This is a genomic window from Phormidium yuhuli AB48 (assembly GCF_023983615.1).
Lineage (GTDB): Bacteria > Cyanobacteriota > Cyanobacteriia > Cyanobacteriales > Geitlerinemataceae > Sodalinema > Sodalinema yuhuli.
On record NZ_CP098611.1, the window covers coordinates 4,440,700 to 4,466,671 of the forward strand.

Annotated in this window: 23 protein-coding genes; 12 read left to right on the forward strand and 11 right to left on the reverse strand. The window is 51.9% G+C overall.

Features of this window, described 5'->3' with window-relative positions; translation table 11 throughout:
* The first annotated feature begins 61 nt into the window (after window positions 1-61).
* On the forward strand, window positions 62-1,024 hold the full coding sequence (locus NEA10_RS19145) for a pentapeptide repeat-containing protein (RefSeq protein WP_252662936.1): 963 nt from the start codon (window positions 62-64) through the stop codon (window positions 1,022-1,024).
* A 55-nt stretch (window positions 1,025-1,079) separates the two neighbouring features.
* Here NEA10_RS19145 and NEA10_RS19150 read toward each other — a convergent pair whose 3' ends face one another.
* Entirely contained in the window at window positions 1,080-1,916 is an 837-nt protein-coding gene (locus NEA10_RS19150; protein ID WP_252662937.1) for a carbohydrate ABC transporter permease, read from the reverse strand.
* Window positions 1,917-1,961: 45 nt separating this feature from the next.
* On the opposite strand from NEA10_RS19150, the gene NEA10_RS19155 reads away from it, so the two are divergent.
* The 3 genes from NEA10_RS19155 to NEA10_RS20925 all read left to right on the forward strand — a co-directional run bounded on the left by NEA10_RS19155 (window position 1,962) and on the right by NEA10_RS20925 (window position 2,943).
* Window positions 1,962-2,417 (forward strand): SRPBCC family protein, encoded by a 456-nt coding sequence (locus NEA10_RS19155; protein ID WP_252662938.1) that lies wholly within the window; start codon window positions 1,962-1,964, stop codon window positions 2,415-2,417.
* A 16-nt stretch (window positions 2,418-2,433) separates the two neighbouring features.
* The gene (locus NEA10_RS19160) at window positions 2,434-2,622 is read left to right on the forward strand and encodes a CPXCG motif-containing cysteine-rich protein (RefSeq protein WP_252662939.1); all 189 of its coding nucleotides are present in this window, start codon (window positions 2,434-2,436) and stop codon (window positions 2,620-2,622) included.
* A gap of 192 nt (window positions 2,623-2,814) precedes the next feature.
* Complete coding sequence (locus NEA10_RS20925) at window positions 2,815-2,943, forward strand: hypothetical protein (RefSeq protein WP_258719046.1); 129 nt, start codon at window positions 2,815-2,817, stop codon at window positions 2,941-2,943.
* Window positions 2,944-3,141: 198 nt separating this feature from the next.
* Here the strand turns inward: NEA10_RS20925 and NEA10_RS19165 are convergent, their stop codons facing one another.
* The 7 genes from NEA10_RS19165 to NEA10_RS19195 form a co-directional block, all read right to left on the reverse strand.
* Window positions 3,142-3,582 (reverse strand): DUF3800 domain-containing protein, encoded by a 441-nt coding sequence (locus tag NEA10_RS19165; RefSeq protein WP_252662940.1) that lies wholly within the window; start codon window positions 3,580-3,582, stop codon window positions 3,142-3,144.
* A 302-nt stretch (window positions 3,583-3,884) separates the two neighbouring features.
* Window positions 3,885-6,980: an efflux RND transporter permease subunit gene (locus NEA10_RS19170; RefSeq protein WP_252662941.1), complete on the reverse strand. Its 3,096-nt coding sequence runs from the start codon at window positions 6,978-6,980 to the stop codon at window positions 3,885-3,887.
* Between the two features lie 15 nt (window positions 6,981-6,995).
* Window positions 6,996-8,504 (reverse strand): efflux RND transporter periplasmic adaptor subunit, encoded by a 1,509-nt coding sequence (locus tag NEA10_RS19175; protein ID WP_252662942.1) that lies wholly within the window; start codon window positions 8,502-8,504, stop codon window positions 6,996-6,998.
* A gap of 55 nt (window positions 8,505-8,559) precedes the next feature.
* Window positions 8,560-9,117: a PadR family transcriptional regulator gene (locus NEA10_RS19180; RefSeq protein ID WP_252662943.1), complete on the reverse strand. Its 558-nt coding sequence runs from the start codon at window positions 9,115-9,117 to the stop codon at window positions 8,560-8,562.
* A 177-nt stretch (window positions 9,118-9,294) separates the two neighbouring features.
* The gene (locus NEA10_RS19185) at window positions 9,295-10,254 is read right to left on the reverse strand and encodes a succinylglutamate desuccinylase/aspartoacylase family protein (protein WP_252662944.1); all 960 of its coding nucleotides are present in this window, start codon (window positions 10,252-10,254) and stop codon (window positions 9,295-9,297) included.
* Between the two features lie 131 nt (window positions 10,255-10,385).
* The gene (rimK, locus tag NEA10_RS19190; protein ID WP_252662945.1) at window positions 10,386-11,291 is read right to left on the reverse strand and encodes a 30S ribosomal protein S6--L-glutamate ligase; all 906 of its coding nucleotides are present in this window, start codon (window positions 11,289-11,291) and stop codon (window positions 10,386-10,388) included.
* A gap of 96 nt (window positions 11,292-11,387) precedes the next feature.
* Window positions 11,388-11,837, reverse strand: coding sequence for an ATP-dependent zinc protease family protein (locus tag NEA10_RS19195; RefSeq protein ID WP_252662946.1), 450 nt, complete (start codon window positions 11,835-11,837; stop codon window positions 11,388-11,390).
* A gap of 177 nt (window positions 11,838-12,014) precedes the next feature.
* Here NEA10_RS19195 and NEA10_RS19200 point away from each other — a divergent pair, with 177 nt between their 5' ends.
* The 3 genes from NEA10_RS19200 to NEA10_RS19210 all read left to right on the forward strand — a co-directional run bounded on the left by NEA10_RS19200 (window position 12,015) and on the right by NEA10_RS19210 (window position 16,161).
* Window positions 12,015-12,653 carry a COP23 domain-containing protein gene (locus NEA10_RS19200; RefSeq protein WP_252662947.1) on the forward strand — a complete coding sequence of 213 codons (639 nt, stop codon included), beginning with the start codon at window positions 12,015-12,017 and terminating at the stop codon, window positions 12,651-12,653.
* 56 nt (window positions 12,654-12,709) lie between these two features.
* Window positions 12,710-14,173, forward strand: coding sequence for a leucyl aminopeptidase (locus tag NEA10_RS19205; RefSeq protein ID WP_252662948.1), 1,464 nt, complete (start codon window positions 12,710-12,712; stop codon window positions 14,171-14,173).
* 230 nt (window positions 14,174-14,403) lie between these two features.
* Window positions 14,404-16,161 carry an ArnT family glycosyltransferase gene (locus NEA10_RS19210; RefSeq protein ID WP_252662949.1) on the forward strand — a complete coding sequence of 586 codons (1,758 nt, stop codon included), beginning with the start codon at window positions 14,404-14,406 and terminating at the stop codon, window positions 16,159-16,161.
* 101 nt (window positions 16,162-16,262) lie between these two features.
* Here the strand turns inward: NEA10_RS19210 and NEA10_RS19215 are convergent, their stop codons facing one another.
* Window positions 16,263-16,745 (reverse strand): universal stress protein, encoded by a 483-nt coding sequence (locus NEA10_RS19215; protein WP_252662950.1) that lies wholly within the window; start codon window positions 16,743-16,745, stop codon window positions 16,263-16,265.
* A gap of 244 nt (window positions 16,746-16,989) precedes the next feature.
* Window positions 16,990-17,925 (reverse strand): ADP-ribosylglycohydrolase family protein, encoded by a 936-nt coding sequence (locus NEA10_RS19220; RefSeq protein WP_445164658.1) that lies wholly within the window; start codon window positions 17,923-17,925, stop codon window positions 16,990-16,992.
* 343 nt (window positions 17,926-18,268) lie between these two features.
* Here NEA10_RS19220 and NEA10_RS19225 point away from each other — a divergent pair, with 343 nt between their 5' ends.
* The 5 genes from NEA10_RS19225 to NEA10_RS19245 all read left to right on the forward strand — a co-directional run bounded on the left by NEA10_RS19225 (window position 18,269) and on the right by NEA10_RS19245 (window position 23,218).
* Entirely contained in the window at window positions 18,269-18,844 is a 576-nt protein-coding gene (locus NEA10_RS19225) for a FeoA domain-containing protein (RefSeq protein ID WP_252662951.1), read from the forward strand.
* A 5-nt stretch (window positions 18,845-18,849) separates the two neighbouring features.
* Window positions 18,850-21,156 carry a Fe(2+) transporter permease subunit FeoB gene (gene feoB, locus NEA10_RS19230; RefSeq protein ID WP_252662952.1) on the forward strand — a complete coding sequence of 769 codons (2,307 nt, stop codon included), beginning with the start codon at window positions 18,850-18,852 and terminating at the stop codon, window positions 21,154-21,156.
* A 9-nt stretch (window positions 21,157-21,165) separates the two neighbouring features.
* Window positions 21,166-21,384, forward strand: a complete 219-nt coding sequence (locus tag NEA10_RS19235) for a FeoC-like transcriptional regulator (protein ID WP_252662953.1) — start codon at window positions 21,166-21,168, stop codon at window positions 21,382-21,384.
* 165 nt (window positions 21,385-21,549) lie between these two features.
* Window positions 21,550-22,029, forward strand: coding sequence for a TspO/MBR family protein (locus tag NEA10_RS19240; RefSeq protein WP_252662954.1), 480 nt, complete (start codon window positions 21,550-21,552; stop codon window positions 22,027-22,029).
* 34 nt (window positions 22,030-22,063) lie between these two features.
* Entirely contained in the window at window positions 22,064-23,218 is a 1,155-nt protein-coding gene (locus NEA10_RS19245) for a succinylglutamate desuccinylase/aspartoacylase family protein (protein WP_252662955.1), read from the forward strand.
* Window positions 23,219-23,248: 30 nt separating this feature from the next.
* On the opposite strand, the gene NEA10_RS19250 is transcribed toward NEA10_RS19245, so the two are convergent.
* The gene (locus tag NEA10_RS19250; RefSeq protein WP_252662956.1) at window positions 23,249-25,819 is read right to left on the reverse strand and encodes an HD family phosphohydrolase; all 2,571 of its coding nucleotides are present in this window, start codon (window positions 25,817-25,819) and stop codon (window positions 23,249-23,251) included.
* Window positions 25,820-25,972: the final 153 nt, after the last annotated feature.

A 25,972-nucleotide genomic window follows, 5' to 3' on the forward strand; every position in this document is an offset into this window, starting at 1 on the left:
TGCCAACAGGCCACCACTTTTTTTGTGATACTACTAGAGAGACACGCAGAGTCGGCGATTAATGGCGAACCTAGAACATCTCTCAATCCTGAGACAGGGAGTTGAAACCTGGAACCAATGGCGAGACATCAACCCTCATCTCATCCCAGACCTTTACGATGCGGACTTACGGAATTATCCCTTACAAGGGGCAAACCTGAGACGAGTGGTTCTCGGTAAAACCTCTCTCAGCCTGGCCCATCTACAAGGGGCCGACTTATCCCAAGCCGATCTCTACGAAGCGGATCTGTTTCGGACCAACTTACAACAGGCCAATTTACAACAAGCCTATCTCTGTCGGGCCAACCTCTATCGGGCCGACTTACGGGACACTCAACTGCAACAGGCCTGTCTCAGCCGCAGCGATCTCACCAAAGCCAATCTTCAGCGGGCCAATCTCTCCCATACCAGTTTTACCGAAGCCAACCTCAGCCAAGCCAACTGTCAGGATAGCGATTTCAGTTATGCCTTTCTCAAATCTGTGCGAGTCTATGGCACCAACTTTGACAATGCTAACCTGAGTGGGACTTGTCTTCAAGATTGGCATATCGACTCATTGACACAACTGGAAACGGCGATTTGTAAATATTTTTATCGTGATTATGACACCTGGAAAAACTGTTTTTTACATCGCTATCCTGCTTCAGATAAAGATTTTTTAAACCCTGGAGAACTTGCTTTAATTCTCCATCCTTTGGAGAAAACACTCGATTTTACTTTTAAGGAACCGATTTGTTTCCCATCTCTTGTTAAAAGCCTTGAACATCTCACAAACAAGCTACCAAAAAGTACCATTTTAGCCTTAGAACAAGCTGATGATGGAAGCTTTATTTTGCGAATGTCTGTTAGTGAAAGTGCAGAAATTGAAGATATAAAACAAGAATTTTGGACAGACTATAATCGCTTACGTCAATCCCCAGGTCGGCGATCGCAACCCCATCCAACCAGCCTATTTTCCCTTTTAAAAACCTTAGCCAATCGTTGAGAGAATGCCATTTTTCGATAGGCTTGCCAGACCTTAGACCCCGAGAGATCTAACCCTAACCTTTAATACCACTGCTGACGTTTGAGGAAATGATATACCGCTGCACTAAAATAAAGACAACTAAAACAGGTATAATGGAAATAATTGCCCCAGCTGCAATCAAGCGCCAATCTAGGGAAAATGCCCCAGATAGTTGTGCCACTCCTAAGGGGAGAGTATAGAGTTCTGGGCGGTCTAAAATAATTAGGGGCCAGAGGAAGTCTCCCCAAGAGCCGATAAAGGTAAAAATCGCTAAGGTAACGAGGGCGGGACGAATAGCCGGCAGCATAATCCGGCCCCAAATCCCCAATTCTGAACAACCATCCATTCGGGCAGCTTCTTCTAATTCCTTAGGTACGGCGGCAAAGGCCTGTCGCAGCAGAAAGATACCAAATGCTCCGGCTAAATAGGGAAACATGATGCCTAAATAGGTGTTATTTAATCCCAGTTGAATGGCGAGGACATAGAGGGGAACCATGATAATTTGAAAAGGAATTGCCAAAGTGGCGACGATGGCAGTAAAAATCAAATCTCGACCGTGAAATTGTAATCGGGCCAGGGGATAGGCAGCTAGAGAACAAAACAGGAGGTTGAAGACAACCGTCCCGATGGCGACCAAAGTGCTATTAAACAGATAGCGCCCAAAGGGTTGACTCTGCCAAACCCGGATGAAGTTTCCCAGGGTAGGCTGTTCTGGGAGCCATTGGGGGGGAATTTGAAAGAGATTCTCTTGGGGGGATTTGAGGGCAGTACTCAAGAGCCAGAGGAGGGGAAATAGCATCAACAGGGCCAGGAGGCTTAGGAGGAGATAGAGGAAAAGGGACTGTAGGGGGGAACGAGTGGATTGAGCCATGGGGGCGATCGCGATAGGATTGAGGACACGCCATTTTAGGGACTAATGCTGAATTTTACCTATTCCAGCCTAATTAATGCACCGCTTGAAACCGTCTGGCAGTTTCATGAACGGGCCGATATTTTGCAAATTCTAACCCCTCCCTGGCAACCAGTTGAGGTGGTGCGACGGGAGGGGGGCCTGGATGTGGGAGCGATGACGGAGTTTAAGATTTATCTGGGCCCCCTTCCCGTCACGTGGCTGGCTCGCCATACGGAGTGCGATCGCCCCTATCGGTTTACCGATGAACAAATCGAGGGCCCGATGGATTATTGGCAACATCGCCACCAGTTTAGCGAGGACAATGGACAAACCCGTCTGACGGACAGCATTCGCTATGAAATCCCCCTAGCGGCTGTTTCTGAACCCTTGATGGGGTGGTTTGTGGGCGATCGCCTCCGGGATATGTTCCGCTACCGTCATGAGGTAACGAAACGAGAGTGCGAACAACTGGGGGCGTAACGGAGGACGTTAACGGATGCAAAATACAGCGACGTATTACTGTGCCTATTGTGGAGAAGAAAATAGCACCTTTGTGGATTGGAGTGCCGGTAGCCAGCAATCTTATCTGGAAGATTGCCAAGTTTGCTGTCGCCCCAATATCCTCTATGTTCATTTTGATGAAGATTTAGAGGAAGTGGAGATTAATACAGAGCCAGAATCGTGAGAGACGGTGCAACTCCCCTCGGGAGGCAGAGCCTCCGGGGGAGCGTGTCACGGCTGGAGCCATGACACGAGTGAGAGAGGGAGACAATGAGATGTGCCTGAATCATCACGCTAAACTCAACCCCTCCCGTTGCCTCTGACGGCCATGATTGGTGATAATAGAAGAACACCCTTGAGATGTGACATTCGAGATTTGGCTAAGTGGCTTCAAGACTATCTCGATGAGATGTGGGACCAGCAAATTGAAGCCGATTTAGCCTCGGGAAAACTAGATAGCCTGATTGGTCAGGCAGAAGAGGAGATTACAGCATGGAGAGATTAAAAAATGTAAAATACTTGACTAACGCTATCTTTATTGAGTAGAATGTGGTTGGAGCTTGGCTCAGGGGTAGTCGTATGACTGCCGCACTAAACCCCGCCCATACCAAGGTGGTGGTTTTTGTGTTTTAAAACGAATTATCAAAGCAGTAGTATTTTATTCCCATCGTTTCAAGGCTCTCAGGTTTTAAAACTGCATCAACTAGCTTCTGATGTTGGAGAAGTGTCTGAAATGCACGGTTTTGAGGCTGTTCTTTAGACTTTGCGATAGGATACAGGCACAGGTCAGCAATTTGCAAAATGGGGTGATGCTTAGACTTGCCCTCGATGCCGGTCCATGAACAATAATCGGACAATCAACAATTGTATCTGTTAAGTCCTGCAAAAACTGATTTTGTTCATCTTTTGATTTAAGTCCTAGCCAAGCAAAGTTTTTCTTTCTACTCCGGATTTCGTTGCCATGTAGAGCAACAGGTTCATCAATTTTCCAACGTTTTTTGAAATCTGTAATTTTTAGACGAATTAGGCTTTCATCATCTTGCCGGACTAATACTCCCCCAACAGCAAAGTGGCTAGCTGAGTCCCTAGGATTTGGCTTAGGACTCCCACTCTCATCTATGTAAAAAGCAAACGATTGACTCACAAAACTTGAACCAAGGTAAAAATATTTGATTTGCCAACATCATACCATGATTTAGTTGGTGGCTTGTAGTCCAACTAGGGCTTATACAGAATGAAGAGGACAGGCTTATGCTAATTCATACCTTTGCCTACTGCCTGTGAAGCCAAACCTTAGGCTACTTAGTGTCCAAAATTGTAAGACCGGCTTCCGAGTATTAGGACTCGGACTGAGAAAGCGATCGCACATCTTGAGTTAGCAAGGGAAATACAGTAGGCTGGACTCAATTAAAATTTTACCAGCCTACCGTTGTAAGTCCTGAAATTTTAATGTTCCGGTTCTAAGTGCAGAGTTCGCACTAAGCGAGTTTGTACGCCATTGATAATCAGATAAAACACAGGAACCACATAAAGACTCAAAATTGTGGATAGAAACATTCCACCCACCACCGAAACCCCAATCGAAACTCGACTAGCTGCCCCAGCACCCGTAGCAAGAGCCAGAGGCATCAAGCCGAAAATCGTGGAGAAAGCTGTCATTAAAATGGGTCGAAAGCGAATGCGACCAGCTTCAACAACCGCTCGATAAATTGAAAGTCCTTCTTCCCGTTTTTGATTCGCAAACTCCACAATCAAAATTGAGTTTTTGGTTGCCAAGCCGATGAGCATAATCAAGCCAATCTGGCTATACACATTCAACTCTAATCCAACCAATAAGAGGGAACCTAAAGCCCCAATCAAAGACAGTGGAACCGCCAACAAGACCACAATCGGATCTAAATAACTCTCGAACTGAGCCGATAGCACTAGGAAAATAAAGGCCATGGCTAAGCCAAAGATAAACGCTGTGGCTTCCCCGGCTTCCTCGAACTCCAACGACTCCCCAGCCAACTGAGTGGTGATTTCTGAGGGAACTATCTCATCCGCTAGAGTTTGTAGAGCCTCAATCGCCTCGCCGAGACTATACCCCGGTGCCGGAGACCCCTCAACCGTAGCGGAGCGGAACCGTTGATAATGTTCAATCTGGGGCGGAGTGGTACTGGTTTCTAAACGCACTAAGTTCGATAAAGGCACTAACTCTCCCTCACTGGTGCGTAAGGAGAGTTCCTGAAGGCGCTCAGGACTAAGGCGGAAGCGTTCCTCAGCCTGTACCACCACTTCATAGCGACGATTTTCTCGGTTGAAACTGGTGATTTGTTGTCCCCCCAAGAGAATTTGCAGGGTGTTGGCAATATCACGGGCATTAATCCCCAAGGCCGCCGCCTTCTGACGGTCAATGGCCACGGTCACCTCAGGTTGAGTGATTTTCAGGGTGGTATCCACATTCATCAATTCAGGAAGTGCATTGGCCCGCTGGGCAAAGTCCCCGGAAATCTCTGCCAACTGCTCCAAACTCGCCCCCTGTAAGACCATTTGGACCGGTTGCCCTAAACCCGCTCCCGGTAACGCCGGTGGATTCACTGGGAAAATTAAGGCATCAGAAATCTGGGAGAAGCGCCCAAAGAGCTGACCCACAAGAGCTTGTTGAGACTGCTGCGGTTGACTCCGTTCGTCCCAAGGTTGGAGCCGTACAAAGGCAATCCCCTGATTCACTTGTCCCGGGCCGCCTCCCCCAAAAGCACCAATGGTGAAGTAATAGCGGACTTCAGGAATTTCCTCATAAATGGCTTCGATTTGCTGCATCACCTCATCGGTATAGTTAATGGTGACCCCCTGAGGCGCATTGACAATGGTGAGAATTTGACCGCGATCTTCATCGGGGAGAAAGCCTTGAGGAATTTGGGTAAATAAAATCCCCAGTAAGCCCAGAGACAGGGCGAAAGCCACCACAACCACGGTTTTAAAGGACAGGGCCAGACGCAAACTAGAGGCGTAAAAGTTGGCCGCTCCATTCAAGAAGTCTTCCACTTTGTCAAAAATCCAACCATGGAGCATGGAGTGAGATTTTAAGACTCGGGCGGAGAGGGTTGGGGCCAGGGTTAGGGCGACGAAGGAGGAGACAATCACGGAGCCGGCCAGGGTGAGGGCGAATTCGGCAAAGAGTTGTCCGGTGACGCCGGTGGCAAACCCCACAGGAAGGAACACCGCCACCAAAACGACGGTGGTGGCAATCACGGCAAAAATCACCTCTTGTAACCCCTTGATGGCGGCATGATAGGGTTTCATCTCTTCCTGTTCGATGTAGCGGACGATGTTTTCTAAGACAACGATGGTATCGTCCACAACTAAGCCGGTGGCCAGGGTGAGGGCAAACAGGGTCAGGGTATTGATGGAGAAGTCCAAGATAAACATGACCCCGAAGGCGGAAATCAGGGAGACGGGAATGGTCACGGCGGGGATAATAGTCGCCCGCCAATCCCGTAGGAAGAAGAAGATGACCAGTACCACCAGTAAACAGGCGAGATAGAGGGACCCCCAGACTTCGTCGATCGCCAGTTGCACAAATTCTGAGTTATCCACGGCGACTTCATAGTCCATCCCCGGTGGAAAGTCGGCCCGCAGTCGTTCCATTTCGGCGCGAGCATCGGCGGCCACCTCTAGGGTGTTGGCGGTGGCCAGTTTGACGACCCCTAAACCCACAGCCGGACGACCGTTAAAACGCACGAAGGAGCGATCATCTTCGGCCCCAATCTCGGCATAACCCACATCTGAGAAGCGAATTTGGGTTCCATCGCTGGTGGTGCGTAGGACTAGGGCTTCGTATTCTTCGGGTTCTTGGAGTCGTCCAAGGGTACGCACGGAAAATTCGCTGCGTTGTCCTTCAATCCGACCGCTGGGAAGTTCGATGTTTTCCTGACGTAGCACATTTTCCACGTCTAGGATGGTGAGGTTCCGGGCGCTGAGTCGTTGGGGGTCGATCCACAGTCGCATGGCATAGCGCCGCTCTCCCCCGACGAAGATGCTACTGACCCCATTGACGCTTTCGAGGGCATTCACAAGGACGCGATCGGCGTAGTCACTCAGTTCTAGGGTGCTGATGCCCTCATTATCCCCGTAAACGCTAAACCAAATGATGGGTGTGGCATCTCCGGATTCACGACGAATGACGGGAGCGTCGACGTCGTCGGGGAGTCGCCCTAAAACTTGGGAGATGCTGCGCTGGACTTCTTGGGCGCCGACATCAATATCTTGGTCGAGTTCAAACTGGACGGTGATGGAACTGACACCTTCTCGACTGGTGGAGGTGAGGGTGCGGACTCCTTCAACGCCGTTGAGTTCGGCTTCGAGGATTTCGGTCACCTCGGTTTCCACAACCCTGGGGTTGGCACCGGGATAGGTCGTGTTGACGCTCACCACTGGAGGGTCAATGCTGGGGAGTTCCTGGACCGGTAGGCTCCCGTACCCCACCAGTCCCACCAGCATTAGCAACAGGGAACAGACGGAGGCGAAGACGGGGCGCTTAATGAAAAACTGGTAAAACATCTTCGAGGTAGGGGGTTAGGGGGTAGGGGCAACGGGTTGTCCGTCGCGGATTTGTTGCAGTCCGGAGGTGATGAGGCGATCGCCCGGTTCTAGGCCCTCGACGACTTCACTTTGGTCACCCTGGGTTTGTCCAAGTTCCACTTGTCGCCGTTCGGCGATGAACTGCTCACCGTTGGGTTGGGCGACGAAGACAAATCGTCGTTCCCCTTCAAAGATGAGAGCGGTGGTGGGGACGACGACGGTGTCGGGGCGATCGCCCCAGATGACTCGCGATCGCACAAATTGGCGATGTCGCAAGCGGCCCTCGGGATTACTAAAGCTAACCCTCACGAGAATCGTTTGGGCTTCGCTGTCTACGTTCGGGGAAATAAAACTCACCCGTCCCAGGGCCAGGGGATCTCCAGGATTGTCGGAGGCGTCGAAGACTTCCACGGGTAGGCCTAAGCGAAGGTCATTACTGCGCTCAAGAGGAATGGATAATCGCAGTTCTAAGCTGTCATTTTGAGTCAGACTCGTAAACACTTCGCCACGACTGACGGAATCTCCGACCCTCAGAGGTAAGTCTCCGACAATGCCACTGAAAGGGGCGATAATTTGAGTGTTTTCCAGACTTACTTCAATGGAGCGAGCATCGGCAAGAGCGGCATCGAGATCGGCTTGAGCTTGGGCAATTTCTTCAGGACGAGTCCCGGTTTCCAGTTCTCGCAAAGCTTCCCGCCGCTCCTGAACTTGAGCGGATAGACGGCTGACACTACTGCCCCGCGTTTGTTCGAGTTCTTCTCGCCGCCGTTGGGCTTCTTGGAGATTGGCTTGGGCCGTGCGATAGCGTTCTTGGGCTTCGTCTAAGTCATCTGTGGGAATGGCTCCCTGAGCTTCAAGACGACGGAAGCGATCGAGCCGTTGCCGGGCCAACTCCAGACTCGCTTGAGCTGATTCGATGCGCGATTCAGCTTGGGCAATCTGGGAGGGACTGGCTCCGGCCTGGGCATCTCGAAGGTCGGCTTCCGCTTGTCGCAATCGCGCCCGGGCCTGTTCAATCTGTTCGGAACGGGGACCCGCTCGCAATTCTGAGAGTCTCGCCTCAGCTCGGTTAATGTTGGCTTGGGCTTGGTCGAGGCTAGCTTCTAGGGAGCGGCGATCGAGTTGGGCCAAAGGTTCCCCTTGACCGACAATATCGCCGGGACGCACGAATACACTGCGAATTTCTCCATCGGCTTCGGCCCGTAGGCTGGCGGTTTGTTCGGCTTCTAGGGTGCCGACAAAGAGAGAACTCTCTTGCAGGGTTGTGGTTTCAACTGGCTCGACTCGCACCCCCGTTGCGGAACCGGCTTGTTGCTGTTCTTCCCCGGCTTGCTGTTGAGATTGCCACCATTGCCAACCTAAGAAGCCTCCGCCACCAGCTAAAAGGATGGTTAGGAGCAGAACGAGCCACCATTTGGGGGGATTATTGCGTTCCTCAGCGGGAACGGGAGATTCTGGGGTTTCGCTTGAGGTTTGATTCGAGGAGATGTGATCCGCTTGCATGATTCCACCTAAAGGTTGGGTTGTGATTAGGCCTGGTTATCAGGGAGTATTCCGGTTAATGAATGGCAGGGTTCGAGGGACTCTCTTGAGTCTTCGGGGAATGGCGGCCTTGTTCTTGTTCGAGTTGGTCGTGAAGCCAATGGATTTCGTTCATCAGCATTTGTAGATGTCGCTCCCAAGCCGCCTCCTGATAGGGATCGAGACCAAACTCTTGGCTATGGACTAGCTCTTGACGCTCTTCACAAGCTCGAATACGGGCTTTTAAGAGTTTTAGGCGTAACTCGGGATCAATGTCGCTGAAGAAAAAGAACTTGACCATGAATCGGGAACGACTGTTGACCCAACTGTCTCGCGATTTCTGGGTCATGAGGGTGTGCCATCGGGCCTGACCCTCGGGGGTGACGCTGTAGATTTTTCGCGGACTACCGCTCTCGGGACTCTCTTCAATGCTGCTTTCGATGTAACCCCGCTCCTCTAGGCGATGTAGCAACGGGTAAATGGCCCCATAGTTGACGCTCAGACAGCTACTCATGAAGAGTTCTAAGTCCTGTTTGAGGCGGTAGCCATGGACGGGTTCTCGTTGCAGTAAGCCGAGGGCACAGAGTTCTAGCATCTTAATTTGGTATATCAACTTGATATAGCAGGCACTAAATTAACTATAACCAATTTCTGAGGATTAGGATTATTTTTTTATTGAGTCAATTCAGAAAAGACTTTTATTGTTTTTTAAATCTAGACACAGAAGTGTTTTTTGAATTTTTAATATACTTTTTGATGTGACTTGCTGGAATCAACCTAAGAGATTTGGGAAACGTGCAAGATGGACAATTCCATCCCCCTGATTGACGAGAGGGTTCTGAGTCATGCCGATGATGAGTCCGTCGCAGGGGGCACTGACTTTGGCGCGGATGTTGCCGAAGACATCGACAATGACCCCTAGTTTGTCCCGTTTTTGTACCGGTTGTCCCAAGTGGACGTGCAGGAGTAGGATTCCCCCTTGGGGCGATCGCAGCCATTGAGTTTTTTGCACCTCCACGGGGGGAACGGGGGCGGGGTTGGGGCTATTGTCATACATTCCCAAGACAGCCATCACCCGTAAGACCCCTTCAACCCCCAACTGAATCGCCTCAGAATTAAAGCGTAAGGCTTCCCCAGCTTCATAGAGTAAGACGGGAATCCCCTGTTTGGTGGCCGCTTGACGCAGGGACCCATCGCGGGTGGTGGAGTGAATGACCACGGGGGCCCCAAAGGCGATCGCACAACGATAGGTCTCTGAATCCTCTAAGTTGGCGCGAATTTGGGGTAAATTCACCCGGTGATCGGAGGCGGTATGGATATCAATGCCGTGAGTGGATTGGCTGACGACCTCTCTCATAAACAAACTGGCTAAGCGCGACGCCAGGGAACCGCGAGAAGAACCAGGAAAAGAGCGATTGAGGTCACGGCGATCGGGGAGATAGCGAGATTGCTCGATAAAGCCGAAGACATTGACAATGGGAACCATAATCAGGGTTCCTTGCAGGGATTTGGGGGTGACTAAATCCATTAACCGGCGCACAATCTCCACGCCGTTAATCTCATCCCCGTGAATAGCAGCACTCACCCAAAGTACGGGCCCTTCTTCCCTGCCACGAATCACGTTAATGGGCAGGGAGACTTGGGTTTGCGTCGGCAGACGGGCGACAGGAAGTTCAATTTGTTCGCGGGAATGGGGCGAAATTTCGGTTCCGCCAATTTTAAATGGGGGCATGGAGAGGGGGAGGCAAGAGGGTTACCACAGAGGCACAGAGGACACAGAGGAAGAAGAGGGGGGAAGAGGCAATAGGCAGTAGAAAAGACGTAGGGGCGTCCCCTTGTGGTAGGCCTAGGCAGTAAGAGGGGTTAGTAGGGGATGCGATCGCGGGGGGCGCTGGAACCGGCTTTTTTCTCTAGGAATTCGATAATTTTACCGGCCACATCCACCCCGGTTGCCCCTTCGATGCCTTCTAAACCCGGGGATGAGTTGACTTCCATAACCACAGGGCCATGGTTGGAGCGCAACAAATCCACCCCGGCAATTTTTAGCCCCATGGCTTTAGCAGCCCGGACGGCGGTACTGCGTTCTTCAGGGGTGAGTTTGATTTTCTCAGCTTTGCCTCCTCGATGGACGTTGGAGCGAAATTCTCCGGGGGCCCCTTGGCGTTTCATAGAAGCAATCACTTTGTCGTTGACGACGAAACAGCGAAGGTCAGCCCCTTGGGCTTCTTTGATAAATTCCTGTACCAAAATATTGGCATCTAAACCCCGGAACGCTTCGATGACGGACGTGGCGGCGGGTTTGGTTTCCGCAAGAACAACTCCAATTCCCTGGGTTCCTTCAAGGAGTTTAATCACCAGTGGTGCGCCGTTGACAATGCTGATCAGACCTTCGATGTCCTTGATGGAATGGGCGAAGCCGGTGACGGGTAGGCCAATGCCTTCGCGGGCGAGGATTTGCAGACAGCGTAACTTATCCCGAGAGCGGGAGATGGCCTGAGATTCGTTGGCGGTGAAGACTCCCATCATCTCAAATTGACGCACTACGGCTGTGCCATAAAAGGTGTGGGAGGCGCCAATGCGAGGGATAACGGCTTCAACGTCGGTGAGAGGCCCGCCTTGATAGATGATGGAAGGACGATAGGAGGTGATGCTCATGTAACAGCGCAGATGGTCAATCACGCGCACCTGATGACCCCGTTTTTCTCCAGCTTCTCTGAGACGTTTGGTGGAGTAAAGGGTGGAATTTTGGGAGAGGATAACAATTTTCATAGAGAGGCAGGAGGGAGAACCACGGAGTCACGGAGGACACAGAGGAAGAAGAGGCAAGAGCAGGACTGGGGGAGGGGGGTCCGTGTTACGAGGAGATTAGGGTGCGTGGGGGACTGGGTTGAGAAGATAGGAGTTTCCAGGGTCGACGAGGAAGCGACCTCGTACGGCCTGTCGTCCCAGAAGCATCCGGAACCCCATGACATCACGATTGGTTAGGGTCAGCTCGATCGGCCATTGCTGTTCCCCGAGTTGAATAGGGGTGAGAATGACATAGCGTAATTCTGCTTTGCCGCCGGAGTTGCGGACTTCGCGACGATCCAGAATATCGGCTTCGGCAGTGACCACTGTTATTGTATCGCGTTGTTGGGGATGGACGTTAAAGCGAATGCGGGGGCGATCGCCCTTGGCAGGGATGTTTTGAATGTCGTAGGCATGGAGGGCGGAGGATCGAGCACCGGTGTCGATTTTAGCTTTAATCTGGCTAATTCCCAATTCAGGGAGGCTGAGCCATTCTCGCCAACCAATGGCTTGGGGTAGAACTGTCATAGATGAGCCAATGTAGAGATTAGGACTGGATAGAGACAGATGGGAACAGAGATATGGGGGTTGTAGGGATTATCATGATGGGTTGTGGTCGCCCTTGGCACTTTTTAGGGGATTGAAGGTCTGAAAGACTAGGGAGTGCCAAGATGACAAACTGATAGGCGAATGGGAAAATGGGGTTTGAACTGGGGTTGGGCGATAATGGGGGCGATCGCCGCCTTGTCGGTCTATCCTTCTCTCAGTCAGGGGGCAAGCCCTGAGATGCTCCGGCATTTTGGTCGCGGTCGGGCGGTGCCTGATGGGGAGGTGCAGCGGCATCCCATGAAGTCTGAAGCTCCTTTAGAATTTATCTGCAATCAAGATCATCAGAGGTTGGTTCTGCGGGTGCAGACCCCGACCGAGCCGTTACCGGTGTTGATTTGGTCTCTCATGGGGGGCTCAGAGTTAGCCATGACAGACCCCTGTTTGCAAGCATCGGAACAATTACAAGCGGCTTATTATAACGACGGGGTTGATTATATAACTCTGGGCCGCGTTGATGGTCAGTTTGTGGTCTGTCTGGTGGGCGATCGCCGTTCGGGTTGCAATCGCTCTAACATCTTACTGACGATTCCGCCATTGGCCGTGACTCGCCAATCGACAACAGAGGCGATGATGTCTCAACTGTTTGACCTCAACTTTACTGAGACGAGTCGGGGTCAGTGTGATATTGATGAGAGTGTGTATGTGGACCTACGACAGTACCTCGATCGCGATCGCGATCAATCCCCGACGCTCTCCTGTCGCTGCTACTGTGGATTTTGCGTCTGTCCCCAATGAGCTGAGTCGGTTACTCTAATCAATAGCCGATATCGACAACACGAGAGACGGAGTTTATGAAATTTAATGCAATTGCAACCTCAGCCTTAGAGTGGACGGGGGATGGCCTAGCCCTGATGCTACGGGAGAATGAGGTGGCGTTATCTGGGGATTTGGCCAAGTTGGATGAAAAACTCTCGGGAACCCTCAGTGAATTGATTGAGGAAAGCCAGTTTGAGGGAAAACTTGGCAATAGTGCCGCCACCCGAGTCGGCGGCGGCAGTTCTGTGCGTAAGCTAATGATTGTCGGTTTAGGAGAGTCCACGTCTCTGGATGATTGGCGGCGGGCCAGTGCGGCGATCGCCCGGTTGGCGAAACAGCAGTATTGCCGCACAGTGGGCATCGCGGCCCCAGTCTGGAAGGATGACGCCACCTCCACGGCCCAGGCCTTGGTAGAAGGCTTTGAGTTGGCCCTACATCAAGATAAACGCTTCAAGTCAGAAGAGGACAAAACTACCCAGGTGGAAACGGTCAATCTGTTGGGCCTTGAGGGAGAAGATGGGGCAATTGAGACGGCCCTGAAGATTTGTTCCGGAGTAATTTTGGCTCGGGAATTGGTGGCAGCCCCGGCCAACAGCATCAATCCTCTAACCCTGACGGAAACCGTCCAGGCGATCGCTAACGAGTATGGATTAGAGTTGACGATTTTGGAGAAGGAAGACTGTGAAAAACGGGGTATGGGGGCGTTCCTGGGGGTGGCCCAAGCCTCAGATATTCCCCCCAAGTTTGTGCATTTGGTCTATAAACCCAAGGGGAAAGCACGGAAAAAGTTGGCCATTGTGGGTAAAGGCTTAACCTTTGATTCGGGTGGACTGAATCTCAAACCCAGTGGGAGTGGCATCGAAACCATGAAAATTGACATGGGAGGTGCCGGTGCCACCTTTGGGGCCGCCAAGGCGATCGCGCAACTGGAGCCGGATGTCGAGGTTCACTTCATCTCGGCTATCTGTGAAAACATGATTAGCGGGCGTGCTATGCACCCAGGAGACATCCTAACGGCCTCCAATGGCAAAACCATCGAAGTGAACAACACGGACGCAGAAGGGCGTTTAACCCTGGCGGATGCCTTGGTCTATGCTGATAAACTCGGGGTAGATGCCATGGTTGACTTGGCGACCCTCACTGGGGCTTGTGTGGTGGCGTTGGGAGATACGATCGCCGGTCTCTGGAGTCCTGATGATACAGTTGCTGAGGCATTCCTAGCAGCTTCCCAACAAAGTGGGGAGAAGCTATGGCGGATGCCCTTGGAGGAACCCTATTTCGAGGTCATGAAGTCGGTTCACGCGGACATGAAAAACACGGGAAGCCGCGCCGGTGGTTCGATTACCGCCGCCTTATTCCTGAAGCAGTTTGTGGACAAGACCCCCTGGGCCCATTTAGATATCGCGGCCCCCGTCTGGACGGACAAGGACAACGGTTACAACAGCACTGGAGCCACCGGTTTCCCAGTCCGGACTCTGGTTAACTGGGTGTTGAGTTAGGCTATCCTTTGCCTATGGCCAAGAGGGGTGGGTTCGGGCTTGTAGGGGCGAAAAATAAAAATTTCGCCCCTACGATGGCAAGCCGGAACACACCCTACCGTCGTCTGCTTACAATAATCCCGAGATGGTGCGTTCCGGCAAGTTTTGAGAGCGACGCCTCAAGCCAATAGTGAAATGATGCCGGGACGCACCCTACCCCCTATTGCCTCTTGCCTCTTGCCTCTTCTCCCATGAAAACCCCTGAAAAGTTCCCAACATTCGTCTGGGGAGTGTCCCTCGTAACGGTGGTCTTAGCCGGAGGGTTAGCGTTCCTGTATCAGTTGGGAACCGCCAACCTGGTGGATGAGACAGAACCCTTGTTTGCTGAGGCGGCCCGGCAGATGACGGTGACGGGGGATTGGATTACTCCCTATTTCAATGGGGAACCCCGCTTTGATAAGCCGCCGTTGGTGTATTGGTTGATGGCGATCGCCTATAGGCTCATTGGAACCAATGAATGGGCCGTGCGGCTGCCGTCGGCGTTGTCGGCCCTGGCGGTAATGGGGGGAACCTATGTCACCCTATGGCGGTTTGTACCCATGGCGTCGGGGAGTCGTCATGGCTGGTTGCTTCCCTGGGGGGCGGCCAGTTTGGGGGCGATCGCCATCGCCTTTAATCCCCAAACCTTTATTTGGGGACGGACGGGGGTTTCGGATATGCTCCTCTGTGCCTGTGTGGGGTTGTCGTTGCTGTCATTTTTTTGGGGCTACGCCACGGAGGGCAAACCTCAGGATTATGCCTATTTGAGCTTTTTTGTCTGGATGGGGTTGGCGGTTCTGGCTAAGGGCCCGGTGGGGATGGTGTTGCCCGTGGGGATTATTGGTGGCTTTCTTCTCTATGGGGGCAATGTTAAGACGGTATGGCGGGAGATGCGCCCGTTACGAGGCTGGCTGGTGTTTTTCCTGATTACGATTCCTTGGTATCTGTTGATTTGGCAGGCCAATGGGGAGGCGTATATTGAGAGTTTCTTTGGCTATCACAATGTGGAACGGTTCACGCGGGTGGTGAATCGTCATAGTGGCCCCTGGTATTTCTATTTTGGGGTGGTGTTGGTGGGGTTTGCCCCTTGGTCCGCGTATCTACCGGCGGCGATCGCCCGTTTACGGGTTTGGCGGCGTGGCTGGTGGCGTAATCTGCCCCGTCAGGAGCAGTTGGGGGGGTTTGCCCTGTTTTGGTTTGGGGGGGTGTTTCTCTTTTTCACCGTGGCGGTAACGAAACTGCCCAGTTATGTGTTGCCCCTAATTCCAGCGGCAGCGATTTTGGTATCGCTGCTGTTGAGTGAGGAGATGCTGCATCGTTCGAGTCTGTCCCGCCGCTGGCTCTTGGCCAGTCATGCTGGGAGTTGGCTGATTTGGATGTTGATGGCGATCGCCCTAGTGATTCTGCCGTTTATTATTGGCCCTGATCCGGTGGTCGATCGCATTGATTTAGAGATTTTCAAGTCCGGGTTAAGTACCTGGGGAGCAGGGGTGATTGTGGCCATCGCCTCGGTGGTGGAAGCCGTGGCTCTGACGCGCCGCCGTGGGGTGGCGATCGCCCAAATTGGAGGCTTTGCCCTCTTTTTACTGCTGGTGGCTCATCCCATGTTTGGGCTGTTGGATGAGTTACGCCAACAACCGATTCGTCAAATGGCGGATACAGCGAGGGCCCTGTATCAACCGGGCGATCGCTTACTCTCGGTGGGGTTTGAAAAGCCCTCGATTGTCTTCTACACCCAGAAACCCGTCACCTATGTACCCCGTCCTTCCCTTGGACGAGAGGACTTACGCCAACAGGTGGAACAGGGCAATCTCTCAGGGACAACCTTGGTGTTTGCCGATCGCGAACGACTGCCGATGTTAGGCTTACGAGAAGACCAGTATGACCTCCTCGATGCCAAACGCCGCTATCGTCTCATCCGCGTCCATCACGATCGCCTCGACAAGTTCACCCACAAAGACCCAGACTAAAACCAAGGCCAGCCTAAGCGATGCGTTCCGGCAGTTTTGAATTGGGTAGGCCCTGGGTCACAGCGAACCGATGCCGGAACGCATCCTATCGCTCTCTTGCCCTAACCTCCCTGAACAACCATCACAGAACAGTTAGCATGATGGAGAACATAGTTACTAACGCTGCCGAGTAAGACTTCTTTAAGACCCCGATGGCCGCGCCGTCCCAGGACAATTAAATCCGCTTGCCAGTTATGAGCCACATCACAAATCCAAGAGCCTGGGTCACCAAACTTACTTTCTGGGGTCACGTTGAGTCCCTCCGCCTCAGCTTTGCTGATGTAGCCTTCAAGCAATTTTTGGACTCGTTCTGCTTCTTTTTTGATATGCTCTTGTTGCATCTCAAACATCATTTTACTGCTCGACAAGTCAATGCCTATTCCCGTTCCCATTAAGGGAACCGATTCACTCACCCGCTGCATGGTGGTGCAATGGAAGACCATTAGCTCAGCTTCATCCTGCACGGCGGTATTCAGGGCGTGACGAAAGACCTTGGGAGCCGATTTAGAGTCATCGACAGCGACTAGAATTTTATGAAAAGTCATGATTTTAATTCGCGGCTTAACCGTCGTTTTATCGTTTGGGTTGAAGTTGCAAAATTAAATTAAGAAAACCAGTTCAAAGGTTAAACGTTTCTATGGATTCAAAACTCTATCCTAAAAGTAACATAGGCTACTTTTTTTTGCAGCAACTTGTATTAAAAATTTGCATTTTGACCGGAGGCTGGGTGGAGAACTTCGGGGGGGTCAAGGGGAGGCTCCAGGACAGAGGAGGGGGTTGGGTTCCGGGTTAGGGGAGGGATTTGGCCAGTCGTTGGGCCAGGGCGATGATATCCTCTTTGCGGGCGATCGCCTCTCGCCAAGACTCAGGAATCCCGTCATAGCCATAGTACAATCCGGCTAAGCCTCCGGTAATAGCGGCGACGGTGTCGGTGTCACTTCCGAGATTGATGGCTTGTAACACGGCTTCGGCGTAACTGTTGCTGTTGAGAAAACACCAGAGGGCGGCTTCTAAACTGTGAACCACATAGCCAGTTGAGGAAATGTCCTGGATGGGAAGTTGAGCCAGTTGGCTATTGAGACGTTGGAAGTGCGATCGCTCTGGGGTAAAGGGCAGTTGCTGATAGAGGGGGTCAACAGCGGCTAACCCCTCTTTTAAGGCGATCTGGGGAGATTTACCTCGCAACAGTTGACTGGCGATACTGATATAAATGCCGCAAGCCATTTGACTGCGAGGGTGAGCATGGGTAATGGCGGAGACTTGATGCACTCGCTCTAGGAGGTCTGGGAGGGGAAGTTTCTCGGCAAAGTAGACGAGGGGCAAAATCCGCATCAGAGAACCGTTCCCATTACTACGTTCGTCTGTTCCGCCGGAGTCTGTTGGCGGAACTCCCCGCAAGAGTTCACTGATGGCTCGACTGGTAGCTCCCCCAACATCAAAGACTTCGTTATAGGGAGTCCATAGAGCTTCTGTGAACCAAAGACAAAATTTCTTAGCGATGTGGGTCAAGTCGAAGCCGTCACAGAGAGCATCGGCCAAACAGAACGTCAGGGAACTATCGTCAGACCAGGTTCCCGGAGGCTGGTTATAAGTCCCATAGCCCCGGATATCCGTGACTGGGTCTTCTTCTCGTTCGGCTCGGGAGCTAAATTCGACGGGAACGCCTAGGGCGTCAGCGACACAGACCCCCATCAGGCCGGCGAGAACGGTAGAGGAGTGGATCACAAGATTTGCATTAATGGCACTGCCCCCATTGTAGAAGCCTACCTTACCTTAAACCTCCTCTGGCCGCTGCACGATGTCTCCTGCTGACGTTTTATTGCTAGTCTATCTCAATACAGATTTGCTGAAACTTGGGATTTATTGAGAAAACGTTAACAGCTTTTAGCAAGTATTACCCAATTTGTGTTATCTGCGTTACCCAAAAGTACTTCAAATTGGAAAATAAGCTTAAATTATTTCTAAATGACGCTTTTGTGATTTATTGAATAGTCTATGGCAAATTAATGACAATTAGTTTGAATTACTGTTCAAGACGGCAAGAGCCATCTATGGAGGACTTTGTAGTATGACCCGTCCCTCGGAGCCGAACCCGAGCCACCCCTCCCCCCTGGGGACTGGCTTTACCTTTGTGAGTGGGGGAGTAGGAGGCGATCGCCCTCAAGCCTCAAAGAGATCTGGCCCTGGGCCAATGAGCTTTCCCTTGGCTAAAGCGGAGGAAGGGCAACGCCTCTGGGTGGTGAACTTGCCCCCTGAGCTTGAGCCAACCGGGTTGCACCTGGGGGATGAGGTGACCATCCTCAGTCGTACTGACAGCGGTTCAGTCGTCCTATCCGTCAATGGGACGCAACTCGGCTTTTGTCGCGATCGCACTCAACGAATTTACGTCTGTGGGCAACCCCAAGCTCTGCAACAGCTACGCCATCTCAAGGTGGGGTCAGCAGGACGCATTTTAGGCTATGACTGCCCCCATCGCGGCTATCGCAAACGCCTCTTAGCCATGGGACTAACCCCAGGAACCGAATTTACCGTCACTCGCCATGCCCCCCTCGGGGACCCCGTAGAAATCTGCGTGCGCGGCTTTAGTCTCAGTCTGCGTAAAGACGAGGCTTGCGCTCTTTTAGTCGAAGCTGTTGAGGAGTAATCGCCATGACCCCCATTGCCACCCGTCCAGTTAAAATTGCCGCCATTGGCAATCCCAACTCAGGCAAAACCACGCTCTTTAACGCCCTGACTGGATCTAACCAAGTGACCGGAAACTGGCCCGGTGTCACCGTTGAACGAGTCGAAGGAACCTATGTCCAAGACGGTCAAACCTTGACCGTGGTGGATTTACCGGGGGTGTATTCCCTCGATGCTGAGGATGCAGACACCGGCCTTGATGAAGGCATTGCTCGGGATTATCTCCTCTGTGGGGAAGCGGACTTAATTGCCAATATCGTCGATGCCTCTAATTTGGAACGCAATCTCTACCTGACAACGCAATTGATTGAAATGCGTCTGCCCATGGTAGTGGTGTTAAACATGACAGATGTGGCGCAGGAACAAGGCCTAGAGATTAAGGTTGAGGCCTTATCGCAACGGTTAGGCTGTCCCGTGGTGTCCGTGGTTGCCTCGAAATCTCTGGGAATGACTCAGTTGCGCGAGGCCATTGCGCAGGGGTTACAGTCGCCGCCGATTCCGCCGACGTTTGTAGCTTATCCAGCGGTAGTAGAAGATGCGATCGCCGCGATTTTACCCCATTTAGAGGCCCCGGGAGATCCTTCGCCGGTGGATGCACGTTGGAGGGCGTTGCGGCTGTTGGAATACAACGATTTGACCAGTCCTCAGCAACAGTCACCAGATCTCAATCGCAGCATCAGTCTTTGGCAACGCCGGGTTCAGGAGGTCTTGGGGGAAGAGTTAGATATTGTCATCGCCGATGCCCGGTATGGCTTTATTCGCACTATCACCGAGGTGGCCTTGCTGCGATCGCGCCACATCAGTACCAGTTTGACCCAACGGATCGACCGTTGGGTTCTCAACCGCTGGCTGGGGATTCCCCTATTTTTGGCGGTGATGTATCTGATGTTTCTATTCTCGATTAATGTCGGCAGTGTCTTTATTGATTTCTTTGAATTGTTGACTGGGGCGATTTTTGTCGAGGGCTTCGCCAACATCTTGGAAAGAGTTGGGAGTCCTGATTGGCTGATTGCTTTACTGGCCAACGGAGCAGGCGGCGGCATTCAAACCGTGGCCACGTTTATTCCGGTGATTGCCTGTACATTCTTATTTTTGGCATTTTTGGAAGACTCCGGTTATATGGCCCGGGCCGCCTTTGTCATGGATCGTTTGATGCGACTTATGGGGCTACCGGGGAAATCATTTGTTCCCATGTTGGTGGGGTTTGGCTGTAATGTGCCGGCGATTTTGGCTACCCGCAGTCTAGAAAGCCCTCGCGATCGCCTCTTGACGATTCTCATGAATCCGTTCATGTCCTGTGGGGCCCGGCTGCCGGTCTATGCCCTATTTGCAGCAGCATTTTTCCCGGTGAGGGGTCAAAATGTAGTCTTTGCCCTCTATTTGACCGGGATTGCGGCGGCGGTGGTGACGGGATTGATTCTCAAGCAGACGCTACTACAAGGGGAGGTATCTCATTTCATTATGGAGTTGCCGCTGTATCATCTGCCGACGCTGCGCGGGGTGTTATGGCGCACCTGGGACCGCTTGCGAGAGTTTATTTGGCGGGCGGGACAGGTGATCGTTATCATGGTGATGATTTTGGGACTGCTCAACACAGTTCGCTGGGACGGCTCCTTTGGGGATTCGCAAACCTCGGTCTTAACAGATGTTAGCCGGAGAATTACACCGGTGTTTGCCCCAATGGGGATTCAGCCGGAGAATTATCCGGCGACGGTGGGGGTTTTTACGGGTGTATTTGCCAAGGAGGCGATCGTGGGATCTCTCGATGCCCTCTATGGACAGTTGGCCCGGGAAGCAGCGGAGGACGCGGAGGACTCGTTTGAGTTTTGGCCCACAATTGAGGAAGCGTTTACGTCGATTGGTGATAATTTCCGGGAGTTGGGGGGACGGTTGTTAGACCCTCTGGGCCTGGATGTGGGGGATATTGATGATGTCGAGGGTGCGGCGGCTGAACAGGGGGTGGCCAGCCATACGTTCGGCCAGATGGTGACTCGTTTTGATGGCCAGGTGGGGGCATTTGCTTATTTGTTGTTTGTTTTGTTGTATTTCCCCTGTTTGGCGGCGACGGCGGCGATTCATCGAGAAACAGGAACTCGCTGGACGCTGTTTGCGGGGATTTGGACAACAGGGTTAGCCTATTGGGTGGCGACGTTCTTCTACCAGTTTGGAACGTTTGATCGCCATCCGGGATCTTCAACGGCGTGGCTGTTAGGGTTACTGGTATTTTTGACGCTGATTCTGGTAGGGATGCGTCGCATTGGCCGACTGGTGTAGGAGGTTGGGATGATTTTACGGGAGTTACAGGGCTATTTGGCCCAGCATCAGACTGTGTCGTTGGCGGATTTGATGAATCACTTTCACTGTGATGGTGATCTGTTGCGGTTGATGTTGAAGAAATTAATGCGTAAGGGACGGGTGCGACAATTGCCTAGGGGAGAGCAGTGTGGGGATTGTCATCATTGTGATCCGACTCAGTTTGAGTGGTATCAGTTTATTCGTTAGGGTCTTAGGACCCTTGCGACAAAAACAGGCAGATGTTGCTCCTCTGAGAACGGCTGCGGTGAACCCAAAATCGGGAACCTCGCCCCAAACAGGATAGAATCACAGGGATTCCCTAACGTCGGACAAGTCCTCGGGGGACAAGACCTGTAAGCTACTTTACTCCCTATGTTACTTCCCTCTTGGCTAGTCATTCCCCTAGGGATGATCCTGATTGGTGTCGCCTGTAACCGCGTCCTCAGCGCCGATAACCTACGCTGGTTTAATCGCCTCCAGCGGCCTCGCTGGCTTACCGTTGAGCGATGGATTCCCCTAATTTGGACGGTTGTTTTTATTGGTGTGGGTTGGTCGGCGGTGCTAATCTGGGATCAGGACCCCGGTTCTCCCAATAGCTGGGTTTTGCTCGGCTACTACTTGGTCTTAGAACTGGTGACCCTCTCCTATACCCCCATCATGTGCCGATTAGAGAGTTTAAGAGCGGGGACGTTGATTGGGGCAACGGGTTGGCTGTTAGCCATTCTCCTGGCGATCGCCATTCAACCCCGTTCTACCCTCGCGACCCTGCTGCTGCTTCCCTATCTGATTTGGAGTCCCATCGGCACCTATACCACTTGGTCTATGATTCAATTAAACCCCGATGATGCTTAAATCCTCATCTTGATCGATATTTTGCTCCTACCCTATGATTCCCGATATTGAGTCCCTTGACATTGCTCATCTCGCATCAGGAGATACCCTGGCCATCCAGGTGTATAAATTTCAGGGAGCAACGTCAGGGAAGAAAGCCTATTTACAAGCGAACTTACATGGTGCGGAACTCTCAGGAAATGCCGTTATTTATCAACTCATTCAGTTTCTTTGCGACTTAGACTCATCACAACTTCAGGGAGAAATTTGGCTGGTTCCCACCTGCAATCCTCTTGCAACCAATCAGCGATCGCACCACTATGCCAGTGGTCGCTATAATCCTTATACGGGAATTGACTGGAATCGTATTTTTTGGGATTATGAAACAGAGCGCCAGAGTCCAGATCAGATCTCCTTAGCTGAATTTGCTCACGCCCAAGTTAACCAAACTTCCCAGCAGCTCGAAACTCATTTTAGTCAACTCTTAAACGACTGTTTTCAAGAGAACGTCAAGACAGAAACAAAAGCCTCCGGCCTACCCTTTGAAGAACGATATCGCTACCGTCTACAGTCCCTGTGTTTAGATGCCAACTATGTCTTAGATTTACATAGTAGCACCAACCAATCTATCGACTATCTTTACTGTTTTCAAGGGCGAGAACACAGTGCTAAATACTTTCTCCTCAATACAGCTATTCTTCTAGATACCTATGATGGCGATGCCTTTGACGAAGCCTTTCTTAAACCTTGGTTAAGTCTGGAAACAGAGTTAGCTAAACTAGGCAGACCCCTTCAGTTTGAGCGAGAAGCTTGGACATTAGAACTGGGGTCGGGAATGCAGATTAACCCTGACTCGGTTTATCGGGGAGTTCGAGGGATTAAAAATTATCTGGTGAGTAAGGGAATGCTGGACTTGAACCGGTTTCCTCTCATTCAAACTGCCTCAAGAACGGTTCAATTTTTTCCAAAAAGTAAAGCCCAAAAATACTATGCTAAGCAGGGGGGAATGTTGCAATCTCGGGTTCTTCTAGGCACTTGGGTGACCTCAGGACAACTCCTCTATCAACTCTTGGTCTTTAACCGAGACAGGGAGTTACCTCAACTGGTTGATATCCACACAGAAGACTCTGGACTGGTCTATGACCTATCCAGCAACGCCTCAGTGAATCAAGGAGAATATATTTTGGAAATTTTGACCCATCCCCAATAAGCCAAGGACCTAACATTAGGGTTGAGCAGACTATTTATTGGATAAAACAGCTTTGGGATAAGCAATGCGTTTGTGGTTAAACTGCTGCCAAACCTGCACAAAAATCTCGGCAATTCTGCTCATGTCTGCCCGAGTCAAGCCAGAGTCCACTAACTGATTATCCTGCCAGCGGGCCCGAAGAATCTTATTCACCATGGAGAGAGCATCATCGGGCGTGGCATCCTTGAGCGATCGCAGGGCGGCTTCACAGGAGTCGGCTAACATGACAATTCCCGTTTCTCGCGATTGGGGAATCGGGCCATCATAGCGAAAATCCGCATCATTCACCTCACGACCATGACTATGTTTAGCTTGGTAATAAAAATAGGCAATCAACATGGTCCCCTGATGTTCCGGGATGAACGCTTGAATGGCTTTCGGGAGGCGACTTTTACGAGCCATAACTAGCCCTTGAGTGACGTGCTTTTTAATAATAGCGGCACTTTTCCAGGGGTCATTGATGCGATCGTGCTTATTCGGACCCCCCATCTGGTTCTCTACAAACCCCTGGGGGTCGTGCATCTTACCAATATCATGATAGAGAGTCCCGGCTCGAACCAACTCCACATTACAGCCGAGGGCCTTAGCCGCTGACTCTGCCAGGGTGGCCACAAACAGCGTATGCTGAAAGGTTCCGGGGGCTTCCGCTGCAAGACGTTTCAGGAGAGGACGATTGGGATTGGACAACTCCGCCAAACGGATGGGGGTTACCAAATCAAAGAGATGTTCCAGATAGGGACTAACCCCCAACACCACAATACTCCAACCCACACCCCAGAGTCCTTGAATCAGAGCCGTCTCGACCAACAACGACCACAGCGGGCCGGTGCTCCCTTGTAACAAGAGCCCAATCACCGTCAGCACCAGAAAGGTCAGCCCCTGAGCCAAGCCAACCCCTACCCCCAACAGCGCTAACTCTTCCCGAGAGCGCAGCCGTCCAGCAATTGCCCCTCCCAAGACTCCACTAATAGCACCGGCAATGAGATGAGCCAATTCAATCTCCAACCCAATGGGCATAATCAGGCTCAACAGAGTCACCACCGTCACCCCCATCCAGGAACCATAAAAACTGCCCACCGCCAAACCAATCGCCGGGAAACTGGTCGTAGGAGACCCTAACAGAACCATGAGCGGGGCGCTGAGGCTTAACAGCAGAATCAGTAAGCGATCGCCATTAGCAATTTTCGGATGAACCCGTCGTTCAACCATGCCATAGAGAGACACCGCCACAAACACCGTGCCCCCAAACGCAATCCAGCCTACCCAATTCACCGGATCTCGGCGCACCAAATCAAAATGATCCAGCAGCACAAACTGGCGCTGTGTAATCACCTCATTGGCTTCTACAATCACCTCTCCAGCTTCCACCGAGATATAGACCGCCTCCTGAGCCTGAGCCGCCAACTCAGCTCGTTCACGGCTGCGATCGGGATCCGTCACCAAATTCGGTTCCAGAGCCTTAACCAAGAGAGTACTCATCAAATAACGAATCTGAGCATCGGGGAGCGCCAAGGACAACTGCATTTCCACCGCATCTTGCAACATCGTTGGTGGAACCCCAGGGGCAATCCCTTGAGCTAACATCTGTCGTCCAATCTGTAAGGTCGTATTGCGAGTTTTTTGCCAATCCTCCGGCGACAGATTTAACAGTGTACTGGTATAAACTGGACGGCCACTGGTATAAGACATCTCCGACAACTGCTCCAGGGCCTGGGTATACCGCTCACGAGCGGCTTCAACGGCAGTGACAATCTCCTCAAACTCTTCCTCATCAAGCCGTTGGGAAGCGGCCAGGAGCTGCTCAATTGACTGATTCATGGGGCTAGTCTGAGTCTGTAAAAGGTTCGACAGCACCTGAGAGGCACCACTGACCGCCCCGAGACGAGTCGCCTGCAAAATCTGGTCTCGACGATTTTCAACCGGGTCTGGCTCTTCCCCATTAGGGGAAGAGGATTCCTCGGGATTAGCGAGTGGGAGCTGTGCCCCCAACTCCTGCATCTCCTCCAAGCGTCGGGAGAGAGTCCATTGAACCGCCCGCCATTCCCAATTCGACGCATTACGCAGATAGCGTTGCACCTCTTGAGAAAGAACCCCCGTATCCACAAAGGGGAACTCCCCCACCTCTTCCCGTAAGCGATTGCCTTGCTCAAGATAACGTTTAACATCACTGAGCACTCGCTGATTCACCTCGGGATCTCCCATTAACACAGGAGATGTGCCCAAACGAGCACTACGGCGGCGTTCTTCCGTCGTTTTGCGATCTTCAACCTCATCCGAGCGTGGGGCCACCAAGGTTTGGGGCGCACGGCTGCCCACATCCAATTTAGGTTGATTATAGAAGCGTTGTCCCAACGCACCGGTTAAGCAGAACACAGCCACCACCGTCGAGACGGGGCCAGATACCGTCCGCTTACGAGGGGTCGGACCTCGAGTGGTCGGTCCCTCAGCCCCAGCCCCATCACTCGCTGGATGTATCTCCATCGGATGGTTTAGCCCATGGCCATCACGCCAGTGATGCCACTGACGCTCAAGGCGTCGAGTCAAAAATTGGAGTGTCTTCATAGGGAAATCGGCTGAGTGAGACTCCGAAAACCTCACGGCCTCTATTATAAAGTCGTGCTGTGGCAGGAGTTAACAATTAAGAGCGTCGCCCAGGGACGTGAACCTATTGAAGTAAGCATAACCAATCCTCTAAGCAGGTCTATCTAATCAGGG

Bases quoted from the DNA above. Each gene is read 5' to 3' on its own strand.
- NEA10_RS19240 (WP_252662954.1), top strand. From the start codon at position 21,550: ATGTTACTTCCCTCTTGGCTAGTCATTCCCCTAGGGATGATCCTGATT.
- NEA10_RS19155 (WP_252662938.1), top strand. From the start codon at position 1,962: ATGCTGAATTTTACCTATTCCAGCCTAATTAATGCACCGCTTGAAACC.
- NEA10_RS19235 (WP_252662953.1), top strand. From the start codon at position 21,166: ATGATTTTACGGGAGTTACAGGGCTATTTGGCCCAGCATCAGACTGTG.
- NEA10_RS19205 (WP_252662948.1), top strand. From the start codon at position 12,710: ATGAAATTTAATGCAATTGCAACCTCAGCCTTAGAGTGGACGGGGGAT.
- NEA10_RS19250 (WP_252662956.1), bottom strand. From the start codon at position 25,819: ATGAAGACACTCCAATTTTTGACTCGACGCCTTGAGCGTCAGTGGCAT.
- rimK (WP_252662945.1), bottom strand. From the start codon at position 11,291: ATGAAAATTGTTATCCTCTCCCAAAATTCCACCCTTTACTCCACCAAA.
- NEA10_RS19185 (WP_252662944.1), bottom strand. From the start codon at position 10,254: ATGCCCCCATTTAAAATTGGCGGAACCGAAATTTCGCCCCATTCCCGC.
- feoB (WP_252662952.1), top strand. From the start codon at position 18,850: ATGACCCCCATTGCCACCCGTCCAGTTAAAATTGCCGCCATTGGCAAT.
- NEA10_RS19225 (WP_252662951.1), top strand. From the start codon at position 18,269: ATGACCCGTCCCTCGGAGCCGAACCCGAGCCACCCCTCCCCCCTGGGG.
- NEA10_RS19245 (WP_252662955.1), top strand. From the start codon at position 22,064: ATGATTCCCGATATTGAGTCCCTTGACATTGCTCATCTCGCATCAGGA.
- NEA10_RS19170 (WP_252662941.1), bottom strand. From the start codon at position 6,980: ATGTTTTACCAGTTTTTCATTAAGCGCCCCGTCTTCGCCTCCGTCTGT.
- NEA10_RS19215 (WP_252662950.1), bottom strand. From the start codon at position 16,745: ATGACTTTTCATAAAATTCTAGTCGCTGTCGATGACTCTAAATCGGCT.
- NEA10_RS19160 (WP_252662939.1), top strand. From the start codon at position 2,434: ATGCAAAATACAGCGACGTATTACTGTGCCTATTGTGGAGAAGAAAAT.
- NEA10_RS19145 (WP_252662936.1), top strand. From the start codon at position 62: ATGGCGAACCTAGAACATCTCTCAATCCTGAGACAGGGAGTTGAAACC.
- NEA10_RS19150 (WP_252662937.1), bottom strand. From the start codon at position 1,916: ATGGCTCAATCCACTCGTTCCCCCCTACAGTCCCTTTTCCTCTATCTC.
- NEA10_RS19195 (WP_252662946.1), bottom strand. From the start codon at position 11,837: ATGACAGTTCTACCCCAAGCCATTGGTTGGCGAGAATGGCTCAGCCTC.
- NEA10_RS19210 (WP_252662949.1), top strand. From the start codon at position 14,404: ATGAAAACCCCTGAAAAGTTCCCAACATTCGTCTGGGGAGTGTCCCTC.
- NEA10_RS19175 (WP_252662942.1), bottom strand. From the start codon at position 8,504: ATGCAAGCGGATCACATCTCCTCGAATCAAACCTCAAGCGAAACCCCA.
- NEA10_RS19180 (WP_252662943.1), bottom strand. From the start codon at position 9,117: ATGCTAGAACTCTGTGCCCTCGGCTTACTGCAACGAGAACCCGTCCAT.